The organism is Brenneria salicis ATCC 15712 = DSM 30166, assembly GCF_003315515.1.
In the GTDB taxonomy this organism is placed as follows: domain Bacteria; phylum Pseudomonadota; class Gammaproteobacteria; order Enterobacterales; family Enterobacteriaceae; genus Brenneria; species Brenneria salicis.
In genome coordinates this window covers 13,578-29,777 of record NZ_QNRY01000044.1, presented here as the reverse complement: position 1 = coordinate 29,777, position 16,200 = coordinate 13,578, and the positions used below count along the sequence as shown (strand labels likewise).

Sequence of the window (16,200 nt, the reverse complement as noted above, 5' to 3'; positions counted from 1 at the left end):
TGAACGCTATGATCGGCATAACTCAGTCCGGTTGGTGATTTGTTTTGATTTGGCGATTGATCAGATCGCTCAAACCGGATTGAGTTCCCTTCAGTGATCTACTATTAGGCGCAGTTATTTAGCATTACACTTACCAATATGATTATCCGACACAACCTATCAGGAAAACGCCATGATTGACCCGAAGAAGATTGAGCAGATTGCCCGTCAAGTGCATGAGTCCATGCCAAAAGGTATCCGGGAATTGGGCGATGATGTGGAGAAGAAAATCCGGCAGGTACTGCAGTCTCAGTTTACCCGGCTTGATTTGGTTAACCGCGAAGAATTCGACATTCAAACCCAGGTGTTGCTGCGTACCCGCGAAAAAATCGCGCAACTGGAACAGCGTTTGAGCGAACTGGAAGCCAGACTGCCCGCACCAGAACAAACAACGCTCACGCCAGACGCCGAATAATCGTTTCGCCCGCCAATGCCTCCTCTGATGAATGGCTGGAGGCATTGCTTTAATTTTAATGGGATACCAGTTCGGTTCGTCTGCGAGGCAGAAAAACCCACAACAGCGCCAGCATGGTCAGCGCATACAGCGATTTCCAGCCAATCATCAACAACAATGCGCAACATAAAATGCTGCCCACCGCCGCCATGACTTTGGCCCGCCCTTGCAGTAACCGCCATCCGGCCAACATGCACAGCAGATATACCAAAACGAAAATACCGTTGGCGTACACAATGAGCGTTTCCAACGGCAACCGCAGCCAGTAAATCAGCAGGCAGCACACCAGACAACATGCCACTACGATAGATAAGGCATTCGCTGGCGCTTGCCCGTCAGATAATTTCGCCAACGCGCTTCCTTCCGGCGCCTGCGACCACACCAGCCGGGCAAACCCTTGCGTGTAGATATTCACATTGGCAAAGCAGGCCAGATATCCCACCAGGCAGGCGATCCACAAGGCATGTTCACCGAACAATTGCACCACAATGCCCGGCAGGGAAGCGGTCGCAGCCATCCCTTCACCGTAAGCTTTAAAATGTAAAACAGCGACCGTAGATCCCCAGTAGACGGCGCCAGCCAGTAACATGCCTATCAGCAAGGCGCGTGGAAAATCACGCTCCGGCGTGCGAAATTCCGTCGCCATATGCGCGAACGCTTCCAGTCCGACAAAACACCAGAACATCACCGCCAGCGAGCTAAAGGTATTCGACCAGGAAAGCTCGGCAATGGCGGGCCAGGGAATGTGGGCCGGTGTGATATCCCCTTGCCACCAGATAGCCGCCACCAGACCGACCACCAACAGGGCGATAATAATTTGAATATTGGCGCTGGAACCGGCGCTACGTAGCCCAAGCACCCAGATCCCCCCCAGCGTGAGCAACTGCACCATCAGCAATCCCAGATCGTGCCAGCCTAACGCCGCCTGCCAGAAACCCGCCGCAATTTGTAATGCCGCAGGAAGCCCCAAAGGGATCACGGAAAGAAACAGCCAACGGGTGACGCGCGCCAGACGCGGCCCAAACGCCATCTTGACGAAATGGGCAGAACCGCCGGCATGAGGGAAATGTTGGCCTAATGCCGCAAATCCAATCGCAATCGGGAAAACGAACAGGATTAACAGCGGCCATGCCCACAGACTATCCTGTTGCGCCAGTTGCGCCACCAGCGCGGGTACGGCAAATACGCCGGTTCCCAGTAATGAGGTGGAAAGCAGCCCCACGCCCTGAATCACCCCAAGTTCCTGTTTTAATCCTTGAGTCTTACTCACCGCCACTCACCTTCTTTTCGTTATATTCTGACGCCGTCCCATTTGCACGCAACCACTGGCTCAGGTAAGCTAGATAAAAAAAGCCTCCAGACTGGAGGCTTTCGGTTGCAATCGCGTCGCATAAGTATTAGTTATTGGCTTTCAGCACGTCACGGATACGTGCTTTATATGATTCCACTTTCTGCGGCGTCATCATCCGACGTTCATCGTCCAATACCACGCCGCCAACATCATCCGCGATGCGCTGAGCAGATTGCAGCATCAGTTTAAAGTTCTGACTGGCATCGCCATAAGACGGCACCATCATGAAGATGGACACCCCTGGCGTAGAAAACTCAGACATCTCATCCGGGTTGAACGAACCGGGTTTCACCATATTCGCCAGACTGAACAACACAGGCCCGGCACCGGCTGGATTCACATGACGATGGAAGATATTCATCTCGCCGAACTGGAAGCCTGCCTGCAACACACTTTGCAGCAGCAACTCGCCGCCGATAACACCACCATGATGCGCAGAGACATGCACAACCAGAACCGCTTCTTTTGGCTGCGCCGGCTCAGCGCTTTTGTTTTCAACAGGCGAAGAAGAAGCATCGATTGATGCTGACCTCGCTTCTTCATGCGGCAAACGAGGTTCATCAGCAGACATGGGATCATCGGCGAAAACAGAAGGCTCACGCAATGGCGCGGTTCGCGCGGCAACATCGCGAGGCGGGTGTTCAGGCTGAACTTGAGGAGGCGACGCCGCATCGGGCGTCTCTTCACCCAGTAACGGATCGTAAGAAGACGACGGCTGAACTGGCCGCTCAAACGGAGAACGGGGTTCGGCACGAGAAGGCTCTTTGGCGTCATAAGCCCCGAAAGAAGGCTCATTTTGCGCATGCGCGCTTCTGACGCGCACTTCACCCACGCCCTCATCGAGTTCCTCAAGCGGGGTTTCATCACGCTCTTTTTTCAAGCGCTTAACCGGGCGATCACGAAAAAGGGACGAGCGCTCTTTACGGCTGGTCCACAAGCCGTGCAGTAAAAGCGCAATTATAGCGATCGCGCCAACGACGATTAATATCAGACGCAAGTCCTGCATCATTGCTATCCCAGTTGTTCCAATACATTGCCGACACGGCAAATACTTATATACCTAACTCTATTTGCCTGCGTACACAAGTGCAAGTCTGTGCGGTACATTATGACAATAAAGATAGATACAACGCACTTTTTTGCTGTTTTTTCATCCAAATGCAGGCTGGTCAGCATAAAATCATACCGATATGATGCTCTAACAAACAACTGACTGAGAATAATCACAACATGTCTTACACAAAACCCAGCAATAAATCGCATAATGGAATCCACTATTTTGTTGCAGGATGGTGTTTGATTTCATTGCCAGGCATCCGGCGTTTCGTCATCCTGCCGCTGCTGGTGAATTTTGTGCTGATGGGCGGCGCATTCTGGTGGCTGTCCACTCGCCTCAATGACTGGATCCCGCAGTTGATGTCCCATATCCCGAATTGGCTTCAGTGGCTCAGCTATCTCATCTGGCCGCTTGCCGTGTTGTCGATCCTGCTGGTTTTCAGTTACTTGTTCAGCACGCTTGCCAATTTTATCGCCGCGCCGTTTAACGGCCTGCTGGCTGAGCAACTGGAAGCCCGCCTGACCGGACAAGCGTTGCCGGACAGCGGTATTCTCGGCATCGCCAAAGATGTCCCGCACATCATGAAACGCGAGGTCCAGAAACTGGCCTATTATCTGCCGCGCGCCGCCGTGCTGTTCGCGCTCTATTTTATTCCCGGTATCGGACAGACCGTGGCGCCAGTGCTTTGGTTCCTGTTCAGCGCCTGGATGCTGGCTATTCAATACTGCGATTACCCGTTTGATAACCACAAGGTCGCGTTCCAAACCATGCGACAGGCATTGCGTCAGCATAAAATTGTCAATATGCAGTTTGGGGCGTTGATTAGTCTGTTTACTCTGATTCCTTTTCTCAATCTGGTGATTATGCCGATCGCGGTTTGCGGCGCGACAGCATTGTGGGTTGACCGCTATCGGAGTCTGTCGGCGACGCTGCCAAAACAGGCTATATCAAAACAAGGATGAATGTTGGCGCACAAGAAATCATTCTGTCTATTGTAATGAAAAGATATTTCTTAAGAACATAACGATATAACAATTCTTTACTTCACTGCCGGGCGCGAACGAGTATTCTCTCTATGTTCGCCAAAATTTCATACCGTTATAAGGACAGGCTATGAGCAAGATCTATGAAGACAATTCTTTTACAATCGGCCATACGCCGCTGGTTCGTCTGAACCGTATCGGCAACGGACGCATTCTGGTTAAGGTAGAGTCCCGCAACCCTAGTTTTAGCGTCAAATGCCGTATCGGTTCCAATCTGATTTGGGATGCGGAAAAACGCGGCGTGTTAAAACCCGGTGTTGAACTGGTTGAACCCACCAGCGGCAACACCGGTATCGCGCTGGCCTATGTCGCCGCCGCCCGCGGATATAAATTGACGCTGACCATGCCGGAAACCATGAGTATCGAACGCCGTAAATTGCTCAAGGCGCTGGGTGCGAAGCTGGTTCTCACCGAAGGGGCGAAGGGCATGAAAGGAGCCATCGCCAAAGCGGAAGAAATTGTCGCCAGCGATCCTGATCGTTTCCTGCTGCTGCAACAGTTCAGCAACCCCGCCAACCCGGAAATTCACGAAAAAACCACCGGCCCGGAAATCTGGGATGATACTGACGGCGCCGTTGACGTGTTCATTGCCGGCGTAGGCACGGGCGGTACGCTAACCGGCGTCAGCCGTTACATTAAAAACACCAAAGGCAAAGCGATCACCAGCGTTGCGGTGGAGCCTGCCGACTCTCCGGTTATCAGCCAGGCGCTGGCGGGTGAAGAACTGAAACCCGGACCGCACAAAATTCAGGGCATCGGCGCCGGCTTCATCCCGGACAACCTGGATCTCAAGCTGATCGACCGCGTAGAGAAGATCACCAACGAAGATGCTATCAGCACGGCGCGTCGTCTGATGGAAGAAGAAGGCATTCTGGCAGGAATTTCTTCTGGCGCAGCGGTAGCTGCCGCGCTTAATCTTCTGAAAGAACAAGCGTTCGAAGACAAAACCATCGTCGTCATCCTACCTTCCTCTGGCGAACGTTATCTGAGCACCGCCCTGTTCGCCGACCTCTTTACCGAGCAGGAGTTGCAACAGTAATCTTTCCTGTTAGCGATACAAAAAGTTACCAGATTGTAAAAAAAGCACCTGTTCAGGTGCTTTTTTGTGGCTTAGTTCAAACTTTCCACCAGAGAGAGATTGCTTTTCTGGAGTAGGTTTAGTATTTAACCGGACAATTATTTTGATGCGCGAAATTAATATCCGCCAACGATCACGCTTTATCGTTTAATGGAAACCGACGCACGATCAATCAATCATCGTTTTTCGAACCGGATTCAAATAATGATGCAAGAACATCGTGATGTTTGATGGTATTTTATTCTGGAAACAGGTTTCGTTGTTTCCTTGCCGCATCCCGGCCTGCCCCTGTAACATGAACGCAGGTGCTAACCAAACAGGCTAAAGTTCAGTGAATACACTAGACTTTAGTTCCACAACATTAATCTAATCCATAAGTTGGGGAAAACAGAATGTTCCAGCAAGAAGTGACTATTACCGCTCCTAATGGCCTGCACACCCGTCCCGCCGCTCAGTTTGTCAAAGAAGCCAAAGGCTTTGCTTCAGAAATCACCGTTACTTCCAACGGTAAAAGCGCCAGCGCCAAGAGCCTGTTCAAGTTGCAAACCCTCGGTTTGACGCAAGGTACGGTCGTGACCATCGCCGCAGAAGGCGAAGATGAGCAAAAAGCTGTGGAACATCTGGTTAAACTGATGGCAGAGCTTGAGTAACAGACAGGCGAGCTTTTTTAGTGAGCATCAGAATCGAGTAAGGTAGGGTTATGATTTCAGGCATATTAGTATCACCGGGTATTGCTTTTGGTAAGGCATTATTACTAAAAGAAGATGAAATAATCATCAACCGGAAAAAAATCTCCGCGGATCAGGTAGAACAGGAAGTTGAACGTTTTCTGACTGGGCGGGCCAAAGCCTCCGAGCAATTGGAAGTGATTAAAACCAAGGCTGGCGAAACCCTGGGCGCAGAAAAAGAAGCCATCTTCGAAGGCCACATCATGTTGCTGGAAGATGAAGAGTTTGAGCAGGAAATCATAGCCCTGATTAAAGATGAACATGCTTCTGCTGATGCCGCAGCCTATTCAGTTATTGAAAATCAGGCAAAAGCATTGGAAGAACTGGACGATGAATATCTGAAAGAACGTGCGGCGGACATGCGCGATATCGGCAAGCGCTTGCTGAAGAACATTCTGAATATGCCTATCGTCGATTTGAGCGGCATTCGGGAGGAAGTCATTCTGGTCGCAACCGACCTGACGCCATCTGAAACCGCACAATTGAATCTGGACAAGGTACTGGGCTTTATCACCGATTTCGGTGGCCGTACTTCCCATACCTCCATCATGGCCCGTTCGTTGGAACTGCCCGCCATCGTGGGTACAACCGATGTCACCAAACAGGTTAAAAACGGCGATTACCTGATTCTGGACGCGGTTAACAACAACATTTATCAGAACCCGACAACTGAGATAATTGAAGAGCTCAAGGCCGTTCAACAGCAATATCTTTCTGAAAAACATGAACTGGCCAAACTGAAAGATTTGCCGGCGGTCACGCTGGACGGTCATCAGGTTGAGGTATGCGCCAACATCGGCACGGTGCGCGACGTTGCTGGTGCCGAACGTAACGGCGCGGAAGGTGTGGGCCTGTACCGCACCGAGTTCCTGTTTATGGATCGCGACTCGCTGCCTACCGAGGAAGAGCAGTTCCAGGCATACAAAGCCGTGGCTGAGGCCGTTGGCGCTCAGGCGGTGATCGTGCGCACCATGGATATCGGCGGAGATAAAGATCTGCCGTACATGGACCTGCCGAAGGAAGAAAACCCGTTCCTTGGCTGGCGCGCCATCCGTATTTGTCTGGATCGCAAAGAGATCCTGCATGCCCAGTTGCTTGCCATTCTGCGCGCCTCCAGCTTTGGCAAGCTACGCATCATGTTCCCGATGATCATTTCCGTAGAAGAAGTTCGTGAGTTGAAAGCCGAACTGGAAATGTTGAAAACGCAGTTGAGAGAAGAAGGTAAAGCCTTTGATGAGTCCATCGAAGTCGGCGTGATGGTTGAAACACCTGCCGCCGCAGCGATTGCCCACCATCTGGCGAAAGAAGTCGACTTTTTTAGTATTGGGACAAATGACTTAACCCAGTATACTCTGGCGGTTGATCGTGGTAATGAGTTGATTTCTCATCTCTATAACCCGATGGCCCCAGCAGTCCTGACCCTGATTAAACAGGTTATTGACGCATCCCACGCCGAAGGTAAATGGACAGGGATGTGCGGTGAGCTCGCTGGTGACGAACGTGCTACACTACTGTTACTGGGAATGGGTCTGGACGAATTCAGCATGAGTGCAATCTCTATCCCAAGCATCAAAAAAATTATCCGTAATGCAAATTACGAAGATGCAAAGGCGCTGGCGGAACAGGCACTATCCGAACCGACAGCTGAAGGGTTAAGCAACCTAGTGAGCCGATTCATTAAAGAAAAAACGCTCTGCTGATTCCGCGCTACCCGACAATTTCAGGGCGCAGACAAGCGGCAAGCGAACGCCGCCCCGGAAGCTCAATCCCTTTCCGGGGAATTAAGGGATGCCAATGTCGCGGCAACTTGAAAAATGACGGGTAAAAGCTGGCCCGATATTAATGCTTAGGAGAAGATCATGGGTTTATTCGATAAATTGAAATCTCTGGTTTCTGATGACAAAAAAGACACTGGCAGCATCGAAATCATTGCGCCGCTGTCAGGCGAAATCGTCAATATTGAAGATGTTCCAGATGTCGTTTTTGCTGAAAAAATCGTGGGTGACGGTATTGCGATTAGGCCGACCGGCAATAAGATTGTAGCGCCGGTGGACGGCACTATCGGCAAGATTTTTGAAACCAACCATGCTTTTTCCATCGAATCAGATAACGGCATTGAATTATTCGTTCACTTTGGTATTGATACCGTTGAACTGAAAGGCGAAGGTTTCAAACGTATTGCTGAAGAAGGCCAGCGGGTGAAGAAAGGCGATCTCATCATTGAGTTCGATCTGGCGCTGCTGGAAGAGAAGGCCAAGTCAACCCTGACCCCAGTCGTCATCTCCAATATGGATGAAATCAAAGAATTGGTTAAGCTGAGCGGCACCGTTGTGGTGGGCGAAACACCAGTCATTCGTATCAAAAAATAAATATCGTTATTGATAGTTATTAATAGTTCAAAAACGGCGCCGATCTGATCGGGCGCCGTTTTTTGTTTATATTTATCCAGCGCAAATCAAAGTGGCCGGAAGCGCGGTACGCACAGGCGGATCGTCAATCCACCCTGTTCACCATTTTCAGCATCAATACTGCCGCCATGGGCCAGTACCACCTTGCGGGCAATCGCCAGTCCCAAGCCATATCCCTTACCGGAAACCGGTGATTCGATACGGATAAAAGGATCGAAAATACTGGATAGCTTACTTTTCTCAACACCAGGCCCTTGATCGGATACCCGGATCGTCCATTCATTCTCATCACCCTCCAACGCCACACGCACTTGCCGGGCCGGTTCAGAAAAACGCAGCGCATTGCGCACAACATTGTCGATGGCGCGACGCATCAGTTCCGCATTGCCCTTTACCGTATAATCCTCGTTCTCATCGGCCTGCAACAGGATCTCCACGCCAGGCACCTGCGCCTCATAACGGGCATCGTTCACCACCGCGCTAACCAACCCCAACAGATCAAAATACTCATCTTCAACGCCGGTATTTTGCGTGCGCGACAACGTCAGCAGTTCACCGATCATTTTATCAATCCGTGCCGCCTCCCGCTCTATACGCAACAGCGAGTTCTCCGTGTTATCCGTATTTTGGCGCGCCAGCCCGATCGCCAATTGCAGACGAGCCAACGGCGAACGCAGTTCATGCGAGACATCATGCAGTAGTTGTTCACGCGTGCTGACCAGAACATCCAGGCGCTCGACCATCGCATCAAAATCACGCGCGACCGCACTAAGCTCATCATGTCGTCGGCGCATCAACGGAAATAGCCGCACGGCCAGATCGCCTTGCGCCACCTGCCCGAAACCGGCGCGCAGTTGGCTCAATGGCCGCGCCAGATTCCAGGCCAGCAACCAACTGAAAAGCAGACCGCCGACGCCTGCGATCCAAACCAGCGGCGCGGGGACATTCAGAAACACCAACGGCGGCGGCGGACGGAGTTCACCGCGCAACCGCGCCACATCATAGCGAATTTGATACCACTCACCGTCCGGCCCGCGCAACCGTTCAATCATCTCCTTCACATCAGCGTCGCCACGGCCATCCTGCCGCAAAAATTCGGGGGACGGCGCTGTCGCCACCGCCGGTAACGGCGACAGGGTGACCGAAATATAGTGCCGCTCGCGTTCAGGCAGCAACAGCATTACTTCGCTAACCGCAGATAATCCGCCCTGCCGCAATGCCGTCGCGACCATCTCGGTCTGCATATTGGCAATGCGCATCACCGCCACTTCCTCCAGCGGTCGATGGCGGTCACCATAGAAGGAAAATGTCAACCATAGCAATTGTGAGATGATAATAAACGTCAGCCAGAAACCCAGCAGTATTTTCCAGAAAAGCCGCCCGCGTATCATCGTCAACGTATCCGGTATCCCACACTGCGCACGGTTTCAATGGTCATGTTATTGCCCTCCAGCGCACTAAGTTTCTGACGAATATTGCTGATATGCACATCCACGCTGCGATCATAAGCTTCACGCCGACGGCCCAGACATTTTTCGGATAGTTCATCTTTTGACACCACACGATCAGGTGAACGTAGCAGTAACTCCAGCAAATTGAATTCAGAGGCCGTCAAATCAAAAGATTTTCCCCGCCACTCGCTGGTCCGCGTCGCCGGATTGAGCACCAGATCACCGGAAACCGCCAGACTTTCATCCACCTTGCTGCTTGGCTGATCGTCATAACGACGCAACACCGCCCGCAGCCGGGCCACCAGTTCGCGCGGATAGCAGGGTTTTGGCATGTAATCATCCGCGCCCATTTCCAACCCGATCACGCGATCGATATTGTCGCCTTTTGCCGTCAGCATAATGACCGGCAAATGCTGGCTTTTCCTGATCTGCCGCAGCACATCAATACCGCTCATGTCCGGCAGCATGACATCGAGAATCATCGCGGTGTATTCGCCCGACATCGCGCCATCAATCCCTTCTTTGCCAGTCACAACTCTTGATGTCGCAAACCCCTCTGCATTCAGGTATTCACCCAGCATATTGCCAAGTTCTACGTCATCATCGACCAGTAAGATTTTCATATCCTGTCCCCATTCTCAGATGTATCGTGTATTCTCAGGCCTGCAATAAATCTTCGCAGCCGGATTTACCGAATCCTTACCATTTTTTGTAAAAAAAATTACCGATACTTGCACCTACTCAGAGTAGATTAGCCCCTTTGATAGTTACTTGAGTTCCGATATCGTCATTAAGGACAAATTACCCGGATGCAATCACGATTTTTAGTCTTTCGTCGTACTGCGATAACGATTGGCGTCATGCTCATCGTTACGCTTATTTATCTATTTTTAACCAAATCCTCTCCTGAGCCAGACTTTATCACCGCGACGGCGGAAGTGGCTGATCTTGAGCAAACTGTACTGGCCGACGGCGAGATCGAAGCACAAAAACAGGTTAGCGTCGGCGCCCAGGCATCAGGGCAGATTAAAGCGCTGCATGTCGCGCTGGGCGATAAAGTGACTAAAGGGCAGTTGATTGCGGAGATTGACGATCTGACCCAACAGGATGCGCTGAAAAACAGCGACGCCGCGCTAAAAAATGTGCAGGCGCAGCGTGCGGCCAAACAAGCGGAATTACGTAATGACACATTAAGCTGGCAACGTCAGCAAATGCTGATGAAGCGCGGCGTTGGCGCACAGGCCGATTACGACAGCGCGAAGGCGACGCTGGACGCCACCAAAGCCAATATTGACGCGCTGGACGCCCAGATCGTTCAGGCACAGATTGCCGTCAATACCGCCAAGGTCAATCTGGGTTATACCAAGATCCTTTCTCCGATCGACGGTACGGTGGTTTCCATTCCGGTGGAAGAAGGACAGACCGTCAATGCGACGCAAAGTACGCCGACCATTGCCAAAGTCGCCAATCTGAACACCATGACCATCAAAGCGCAAATTTCAGAAGCCGATATCGTTAAAGTCAAAACCGGTATGCCGGTCTGGTTCAGTATCCTGGGTGAACCGAACAAACGCTATGAGGCGAAGCTCAGTTCAATTGAACCGGCGCCAGACTCTATCGATGATGACACCACCACGACCTCATCAAGCAGCACCAGCACAACGTCCTCCAGCAGCGCAATCTACTACAACGGTCTGTTCGATGTGCAAAATACAGACAACGTATTACGCATCTCCATGACGGCTCAGGTTTATATTCTGCTGTCATCGGTTAAAAACGCCGTTGTCGTACCCGCGACCGCGCTGAGCACGCGTGATGGCAAGTGGTATGTACAGGTAGTTGACGCCAATAAAAAGATAGAAAGCCGGGCGGTGACCATCGGGCTGAACGATAATGTCCGCACCCAGATTCTGTCCGGCCTCGCCGCCGGCGAAAAGGTGATTATCGGCCAGCCGTCCACGACGACAGCGACCCGCTCCGGGCCGCCAATGGGGATGTAACGTATGTCCACACCATTACTCCAACTGACCGATATCTCCCGGCGCTTCGCCAGCGGCGAACAAGATGTCACGGTATTGAAAAACATCAACCTGACGATCAATCAAGGGGAAATGGTCGCGATCGTGGGCGCATCGGGTTCGGGTAAGTCCACGCTGATGAACATTCTTGGGTGTCTGGATATAGCGTCGGCAGGCGATTACCGGGTCGCAGGACGCCCGGTGGCGCAACTGAATAATGATCAACTGGCTGAACTGCGCCGCGAACACTTCGGTTTTATTTTTCAGCGCTATCACTTATTGAGCGATCTGACCGCACAAGGTAATGTCGAAGTACCGGCGATTTATGCCGGTAAAGATCGTGGGGCTCGCCGTCAACGGGCCGCGGAATTACTGGTCCGTCTGGGGCTGGAACATCGCCTGAATTACCGCCCAAACCAGTTGTCGGGCGGTCAGCAACAACGAGTCAGTATCGCGCGGGCATTGATGAATGGCGGCGGCGTCATTTTGGCGGATGAACCAACCGGCGCGCTGGATACGCAAAGCGGCAATGACGTGCTCAACATACTGGGCGATCTGCATGCGCAAGGCAATACGGTCATTATCGTCACCCACGACATGCAAATTGCCGAGCACGCTCAGCGGATTATTGAACTACGCGACGGGGAGATTATCGCCGATCGCCAGACAAAACCCGCGATTTCCCCGCCTCTATTGCAAGAGGCCGCCACGCAGCCCGCCGCCTCTGCGCTGAATCAACTAAAGGATCGCTTCTTCGATGCCTTCAAGATGGCATTGCTGGCCATGAACGCTCAACGGATGCGAACCTTTCTGACCATGCTGGGCATCATCATCGGCATCGCATCGGTCGTCTCCGTGGTCGCGCTGGGCAAAGGCTCTCAGGAACAGGTGCTCGCCGATATCAACGCGATGGGCACCAGTACGCTGGAAATTTTCCCCGGCAAGGATTTTGGCGATATCAACGCCAGCGCCATTCAAACCTTGCGCGCCAGCGATATTTTACCTTTGTCGCAACAGCCTTATGTCCACAGCGTCACACCATCCATTTCAACCAGCGTCACGCTCCGCTATGGAAATAATGCGCTAACGGCGAATGTTTCCGGCGTGGGCGAGCAGTTCTTTACCGTGCGGGGTTACACGGTCAGCAGCGGCATCACATTTCCTCTCAGCAGCATTGACAATCTGACGCAGGATGCCGTGATTGATGAAAATACCCGCAATAAACTTTTTCCGCATGGCGAAGACCCCATTGGCGAGATCATTTTGCTGGGAACGCTACCCTGCCGGATTATCGGTGTGGTCAGTAAGAATCAGAGCGGATTCGGCAGCGATGAAAATCTGAATGTCTGGGTGCCCTATACCACCGTGATGAAACGTATGGTCGGACAATCCTACCTCAAGAGCATTACCATTCGGGTTAAAGACAATATCGATATGAGCGTGGCGGAACAAGGCATTACCCAACTGCTGACGCAACGGCACGGCACCAAAGATTTTTTTGTCATGAATACCGACAGCATCCGTCAGATGATAGAAAAAACCACCACCACCCTGACATTGCTTATTTCCATGATCGCGCTGATTTCCCTGCTGGTTGGCGGGATTGGCGTAATGAACATCATGCTGGTTTCAGTCACTGAACGCACCAGGGAAATCGGGGTACGTATGGCGGTCGGCGCCCGCACCAGCGATATCATGCAGCAGTTTCTTATAGAAGCCGTGCTGGTTTGTCTGTTTGGCGGCGTATTGGGGGTGGCGCTTTCTTTGGCTATCGGCGTGATATTCGGTCAATTCAGCAGTAGCTTCTCAATGGTCTATTCCGGTTCATCCATTGTTGCCGCTTTCCTGTGTTCCAGTCTGATTGGCGTTATCTTTGGCTTCTTTCCCGCCCGTCACGCCGCACGCATGGAGCCCATTCACGCGCTGGAACGGGAATAAACCGTTTACCGCCCCTGCATACCGTGACAATACGCTTCAGGGGCAAAGGCGGTTTAGTCAAAAACACCGGTGGATAAATAACGGTCGCCGCGATCACAGGCTATTGCCACGATCATGCTGCCGGGATATTCCGCCGCCAGACGTAACGCGCCGAATACGGCACCGCCGGTACTGACACCGCAGAAAATACCTTCCTGTCGGGCAAGCTGACGCAGCGTGTTTTCCGCCTGCAACTGTGAAATATCCATGATGCGATCGACAAGATCGGCGCGGAAAATCCCCGGCAAATAGCCTGCCGCCCAGCGGCGGATACCGGGGATATGACTCCCCGGCGCAGGTTGCAGCCCCACGGTGCAAATTGCCTGATTCTGCTGCTTCAGATAGCGGCTGACGCCGGAAATCGTGCCGGTGGTGCCCATACTAGAGACAAAATGCGTCAGCTTACCCGCGGTTTGTTGCCAGATTTCCGGGCCGGTGGTAAGAAAATGCGCCAGCGCATTGTCCGGATTATTAAACTGATCGAGGGTTTTGCCTTCGCCTGAGCGCACCATTTGCTCGGCTAAATCACGCGCCCCTTCCATTCCTGCCTGTCGGCTTACCAGCACCAGCTGCGCGCCATAAGCGCGCATCGCGGCCTGACGTTCATAGCTCATATTTTCCGGCATCAGCAAACGCAAGCGGTAACCTTTCACCGCCGCAATCATCGCCAGCGCGATACCGGTATTGCCGCTCGTCGCTTCAATCAGTCGGTCGCCGGGCCTGATCTCGCCGCGTTTTTCCGCCTGCTCGATCATGGAAAGCACTGCGCGATCCTTAACCGATCCCGCTGGGTTATTGCCTTCCAGCTTTAGCCAGACTTCACTGTCCAATCCCTGCGTCAAACGCTGCAACTTCACCAGCGGGGTATTACCAATATAATGCTCAAGCGTAGTCATAAATAGATTCCTGCAAAACGTCCGATGCCTGCGGAACAGACATCAGGAAAAACGGCATTAATTACAACGTCAGCAGACGGCTCAGGGAAGGCGCAAAGAAATAGCCGCCGCTCACGGCGCGGGTAAAGCGCAGCATATCGTCACGCTTGCCATCCCGCTCGCCAAACATGCTGAGCAATTGCTGCTCGATGTTGTGTAAGCGCGCGCAGTAGGCAATGAAGTACAACCCATGTTTACCGCTGGCGGTGCCATAAGGCAGGCTCTGACGCAGGATTTTTAGCCCTTTCCCGTCTTCTTTCAAATCGACGCGGCTAAGATGTGAAGTGACGGGACGCTGATCGGCTTCAATCTCTTCATTATTCTGTTTCGTCCGGCCAATCATCTGTTCCTGCTGCTCAACGCTAATCCGCTGTAACTGCCTCAGATTGTGCTCCCAGCGTTGTATAAAGACATAGCTGCCGCCTGCGTCGGGCTGGTCTGCCGGAATAATCGCCACCGCCTGACGCGCCTCGCCCTGCGGGTTTTCCGTCTCATCGATGAAGCCGCTCAAATCACGATCTTCCACCCAGCGGAAACCATGCGTTTCCTCTTCGACCCGAATGGCATTGCCAAACGCCGCCAGCGCGTACTGCGCCAGACTGAAATTGACGTCATGACGTTGTGACTGGATATGGATCAGCAAATCGCGCTGGGTGGCTGGCGCCAGTCCCTTACCTAATGGCGTGAAAGGCTTAAGCTCGGATGCGCTATTTTGGCAATCCAGTTCGCGCCAGATATCGTTGCCAAACGCCAGCACGCCCCCTAACCCAGCATCAGGAAATTGCTGTTGCAGATCTGACAACGCCTGACAAAACTTTTTGCATCCTTGCCGGATGGCGTCAAACTCCCCTTGCACCATAGTTTCCATAAAAATGGCAAAACGGCGGTGCTCCGGCAAAATGCCGCTTTGAATAAGTGTCATTTCTGCTCCCTCAATATATCGAATGCTTCTCTTGTTGTTATTTTTCATACAGTCACTGCAGCATAAATGCCGACGCAGCGTGGTTATCATACCGGAAGCAATCGGATTTTTACTTTGCCTGAGAACAAAATTAATTTCGGGACTGCGCATGCCAGACGATTTTGCTCACCCGCCACGTTTTGAGAATATCGTCAGAAGGCATTAAACCTTCCGGTCCGCTCCATTTGCCGGAATACAGGTAGCTGACGTGTTTACTCTGCGGCGCGGCGCATTCCACGCTTTGCGCATCCTCGCCCTGCCCTAACTGGCAGGCGTCAAACGCTTTGCTGTAGACGTCACTGAAAGCATCCCCGATCTTCACGCCCCATACGCTGTCGATCGCCGCATCCATCACCTCGACTTTCTTAACGCTGCCTTTAGGCTGGCCGCTAATCATCAGCTTCACGTCTTCGCCATCCAGCACGTGGTAAAACGCGACCAGTTGACCGTTAGACATCCCCATACCGCTGCGCAGTTGATAATCGCCATTCAGCGCGCTTTGCAACGCGCTTTCCACCAGCGGCGTCCCGGCATTGATACCGCCGACGCCAGTATCGGATACCTGCAACGCGCCGCCGAACCAGTTGAACGGCGACAGACTGGACCAGGAGAAATTGGACAATGTGCCGCATCCGGTCAGCAACAGCGGCAACACCAGCAATAGCGGGCGAAAATTCATGAAATGTACTCCTCAAGATTG

At 52.3% G+C, this 16,200-nt stretch carries 15 protein-coding genes; 8 read left to right on the top strand and 7 right to left on the bottom strand.

The features are described 5' to 3' along the window. Positions 1-172: 172 nt before the first annotated feature. Positions 173-454: a ubiquinone biosynthesis accessory factor UbiK gene (gene ubiK, locus DES54_RS15255; RefSeq protein ID WP_113868833.1), complete on the top strand. Its 282-nt coding sequence runs from the start codon at positions 173-175 to the stop codon at positions 452-454. Positions 455-509: 55 nt separating this feature from the next. Here the strand turns inward: ubiK and yjeH are convergent, their stop codons facing one another. Continuing rightward, positions 510-1,763 (bottom strand): L-methionine/branched-chain amino acid transporter, encoded by a 1,254-nt coding sequence (yjeH, locus tag DES54_RS15250; RefSeq protein ID WP_113868837.1) that lies wholly within the window; start codon positions 1,761-1,763, stop codon positions 510-512. A gap of 127 nt (positions 1,764-1,890) precedes the next feature. Continuing rightward, complete coding sequence (gene zipA, locus DES54_RS15245) at positions 1,891-2,853, bottom strand: cell division protein ZipA (protein ID WP_205680230.1); 963 nt, start codon at positions 2,851-2,853, stop codon at positions 1,891-1,893. 221 nt (positions 2,854-3,074) lie between these two features. Here zipA and cysZ point away from each other — a divergent pair, with 221 nt between their 5' ends. From cysZ to crr, 5 genes are all read left to right on the top strand, one after another. Beyond that, on the top strand, positions 3,075-3,863 hold the full coding sequence (cysZ, locus tag DES54_RS15240; RefSeq protein WP_113868831.1) for a sulfate transporter CysZ: 789 nt from the start codon (positions 3,075-3,077) through the stop codon (positions 3,861-3,863). A gap of 151 nt (positions 3,864-4,014) precedes the next feature. Continuing rightward, positions 4,015-4,983 carry a cysteine synthase A gene (gene cysK / locus DES54_RS15235; RefSeq protein ID WP_113868829.1) on the top strand — a complete coding sequence of 323 codons (969 nt, stop codon included), beginning with the start codon at positions 4,015-4,017 and terminating at the stop codon, positions 4,981-4,983. Between the two features lie 431 nt (positions 4,984-5,414). Beyond that, positions 5,415-5,672 carry a phosphocarrier protein Hpr gene (ptsH, locus tag DES54_RS15230; protein WP_009114311.1) on the top strand — a complete coding sequence of 86 codons (258 nt, stop codon included), beginning with the start codon at positions 5,415-5,417 and terminating at the stop codon, positions 5,670-5,672. A 50-nt stretch (positions 5,673-5,722) separates the two neighbouring features. After that, positions 5,723-7,450 (top strand): phosphoenolpyruvate-protein phosphotransferase PtsI, encoded by a 1,728-nt coding sequence (ptsI, locus tag DES54_RS15225; RefSeq protein WP_113868827.1) that lies wholly within the window; start codon positions 5,723-5,725, stop codon positions 7,448-7,450. 159 nt (positions 7,451-7,609) lie between these two features. Then, positions 7,610-8,119 carry a PTS glucose transporter subunit IIA gene (crr, locus tag DES54_RS15220; protein ID WP_113868825.1) on the top strand — a complete coding sequence of 170 codons (510 nt, stop codon included), beginning with the start codon at positions 7,610-7,612 and terminating at the stop codon, positions 8,117-8,119. A gap of 86 nt (positions 8,120-8,205) precedes the next feature. On the opposite strand, the gene DES54_RS15215 is transcribed toward crr, so the two are convergent. Next, a complete protein-coding gene (locus tag DES54_RS15215) occupies positions 8,206-9,549 on the bottom strand; it encodes an ATP-binding protein (RefSeq protein WP_113868823.1) in 1,344 nt (447 codons plus the stop codon). A gap of 2 nt (positions 9,550-9,551) precedes the next feature. After that, a complete protein-coding gene (locus DES54_RS15210; RefSeq protein WP_113868821.1) occupies positions 9,552-10,232 on the bottom strand; it encodes a response regulator transcription factor in 681 nt (226 codons plus the stop codon). 237 nt (positions 10,233-10,469) lie between these two features. Between DES54_RS15210 and DES54_RS15205 the strand changes: the two genes are divergently transcribed. Next, positions 10,470-11,609 (top strand): efflux RND transporter periplasmic adaptor subunit, encoded by a 1,140-nt coding sequence (locus DES54_RS15205; protein WP_427846355.1) that lies wholly within the window; start codon positions 10,470-10,472, stop codon positions 11,607-11,609. A gap of 3 nt (positions 11,610-11,612) precedes the next feature. Then, a complete protein-coding gene (locus DES54_RS15200) occupies positions 11,613-13,565 on the top strand; it encodes a MacB family efflux pump subunit (RefSeq protein ID WP_113868818.1) in 1,953 nt (650 codons plus the stop codon). A gap of 53 nt (positions 13,566-13,618) precedes the next feature. Here DES54_RS15200 and cysM read toward each other — a convergent pair whose 3' ends face one another. The 3 genes from cysM to DES54_RS15185 form a co-directional block, all read right to left on the bottom strand. After that, complete coding sequence (cysM, locus tag DES54_RS15195) at positions 13,619-14,500, bottom strand: cysteine synthase CysM (protein WP_113868816.1); 882 nt, start codon at positions 14,498-14,500, stop codon at positions 13,619-13,621. A gap of 61 nt (positions 14,501-14,561) precedes the next feature. Continuing rightward, entirely contained in the window at positions 14,562-15,461 is a 900-nt protein-coding gene (locus DES54_RS15190) for a Dyp-type peroxidase (protein ID WP_113868814.1), read from the bottom strand. Between the two features lie 130 nt (positions 15,462-15,591). Continuing rightward, positions 15,592-16,179 (bottom strand): RpoE-regulated lipoprotein, encoded by a 588-nt coding sequence (locus DES54_RS15185; RefSeq protein WP_113868812.1) that lies wholly within the window; start codon positions 16,177-16,179, stop codon positions 15,592-15,594. Positions 16,180-16,200 lie beyond the last annotated feature (21 nt).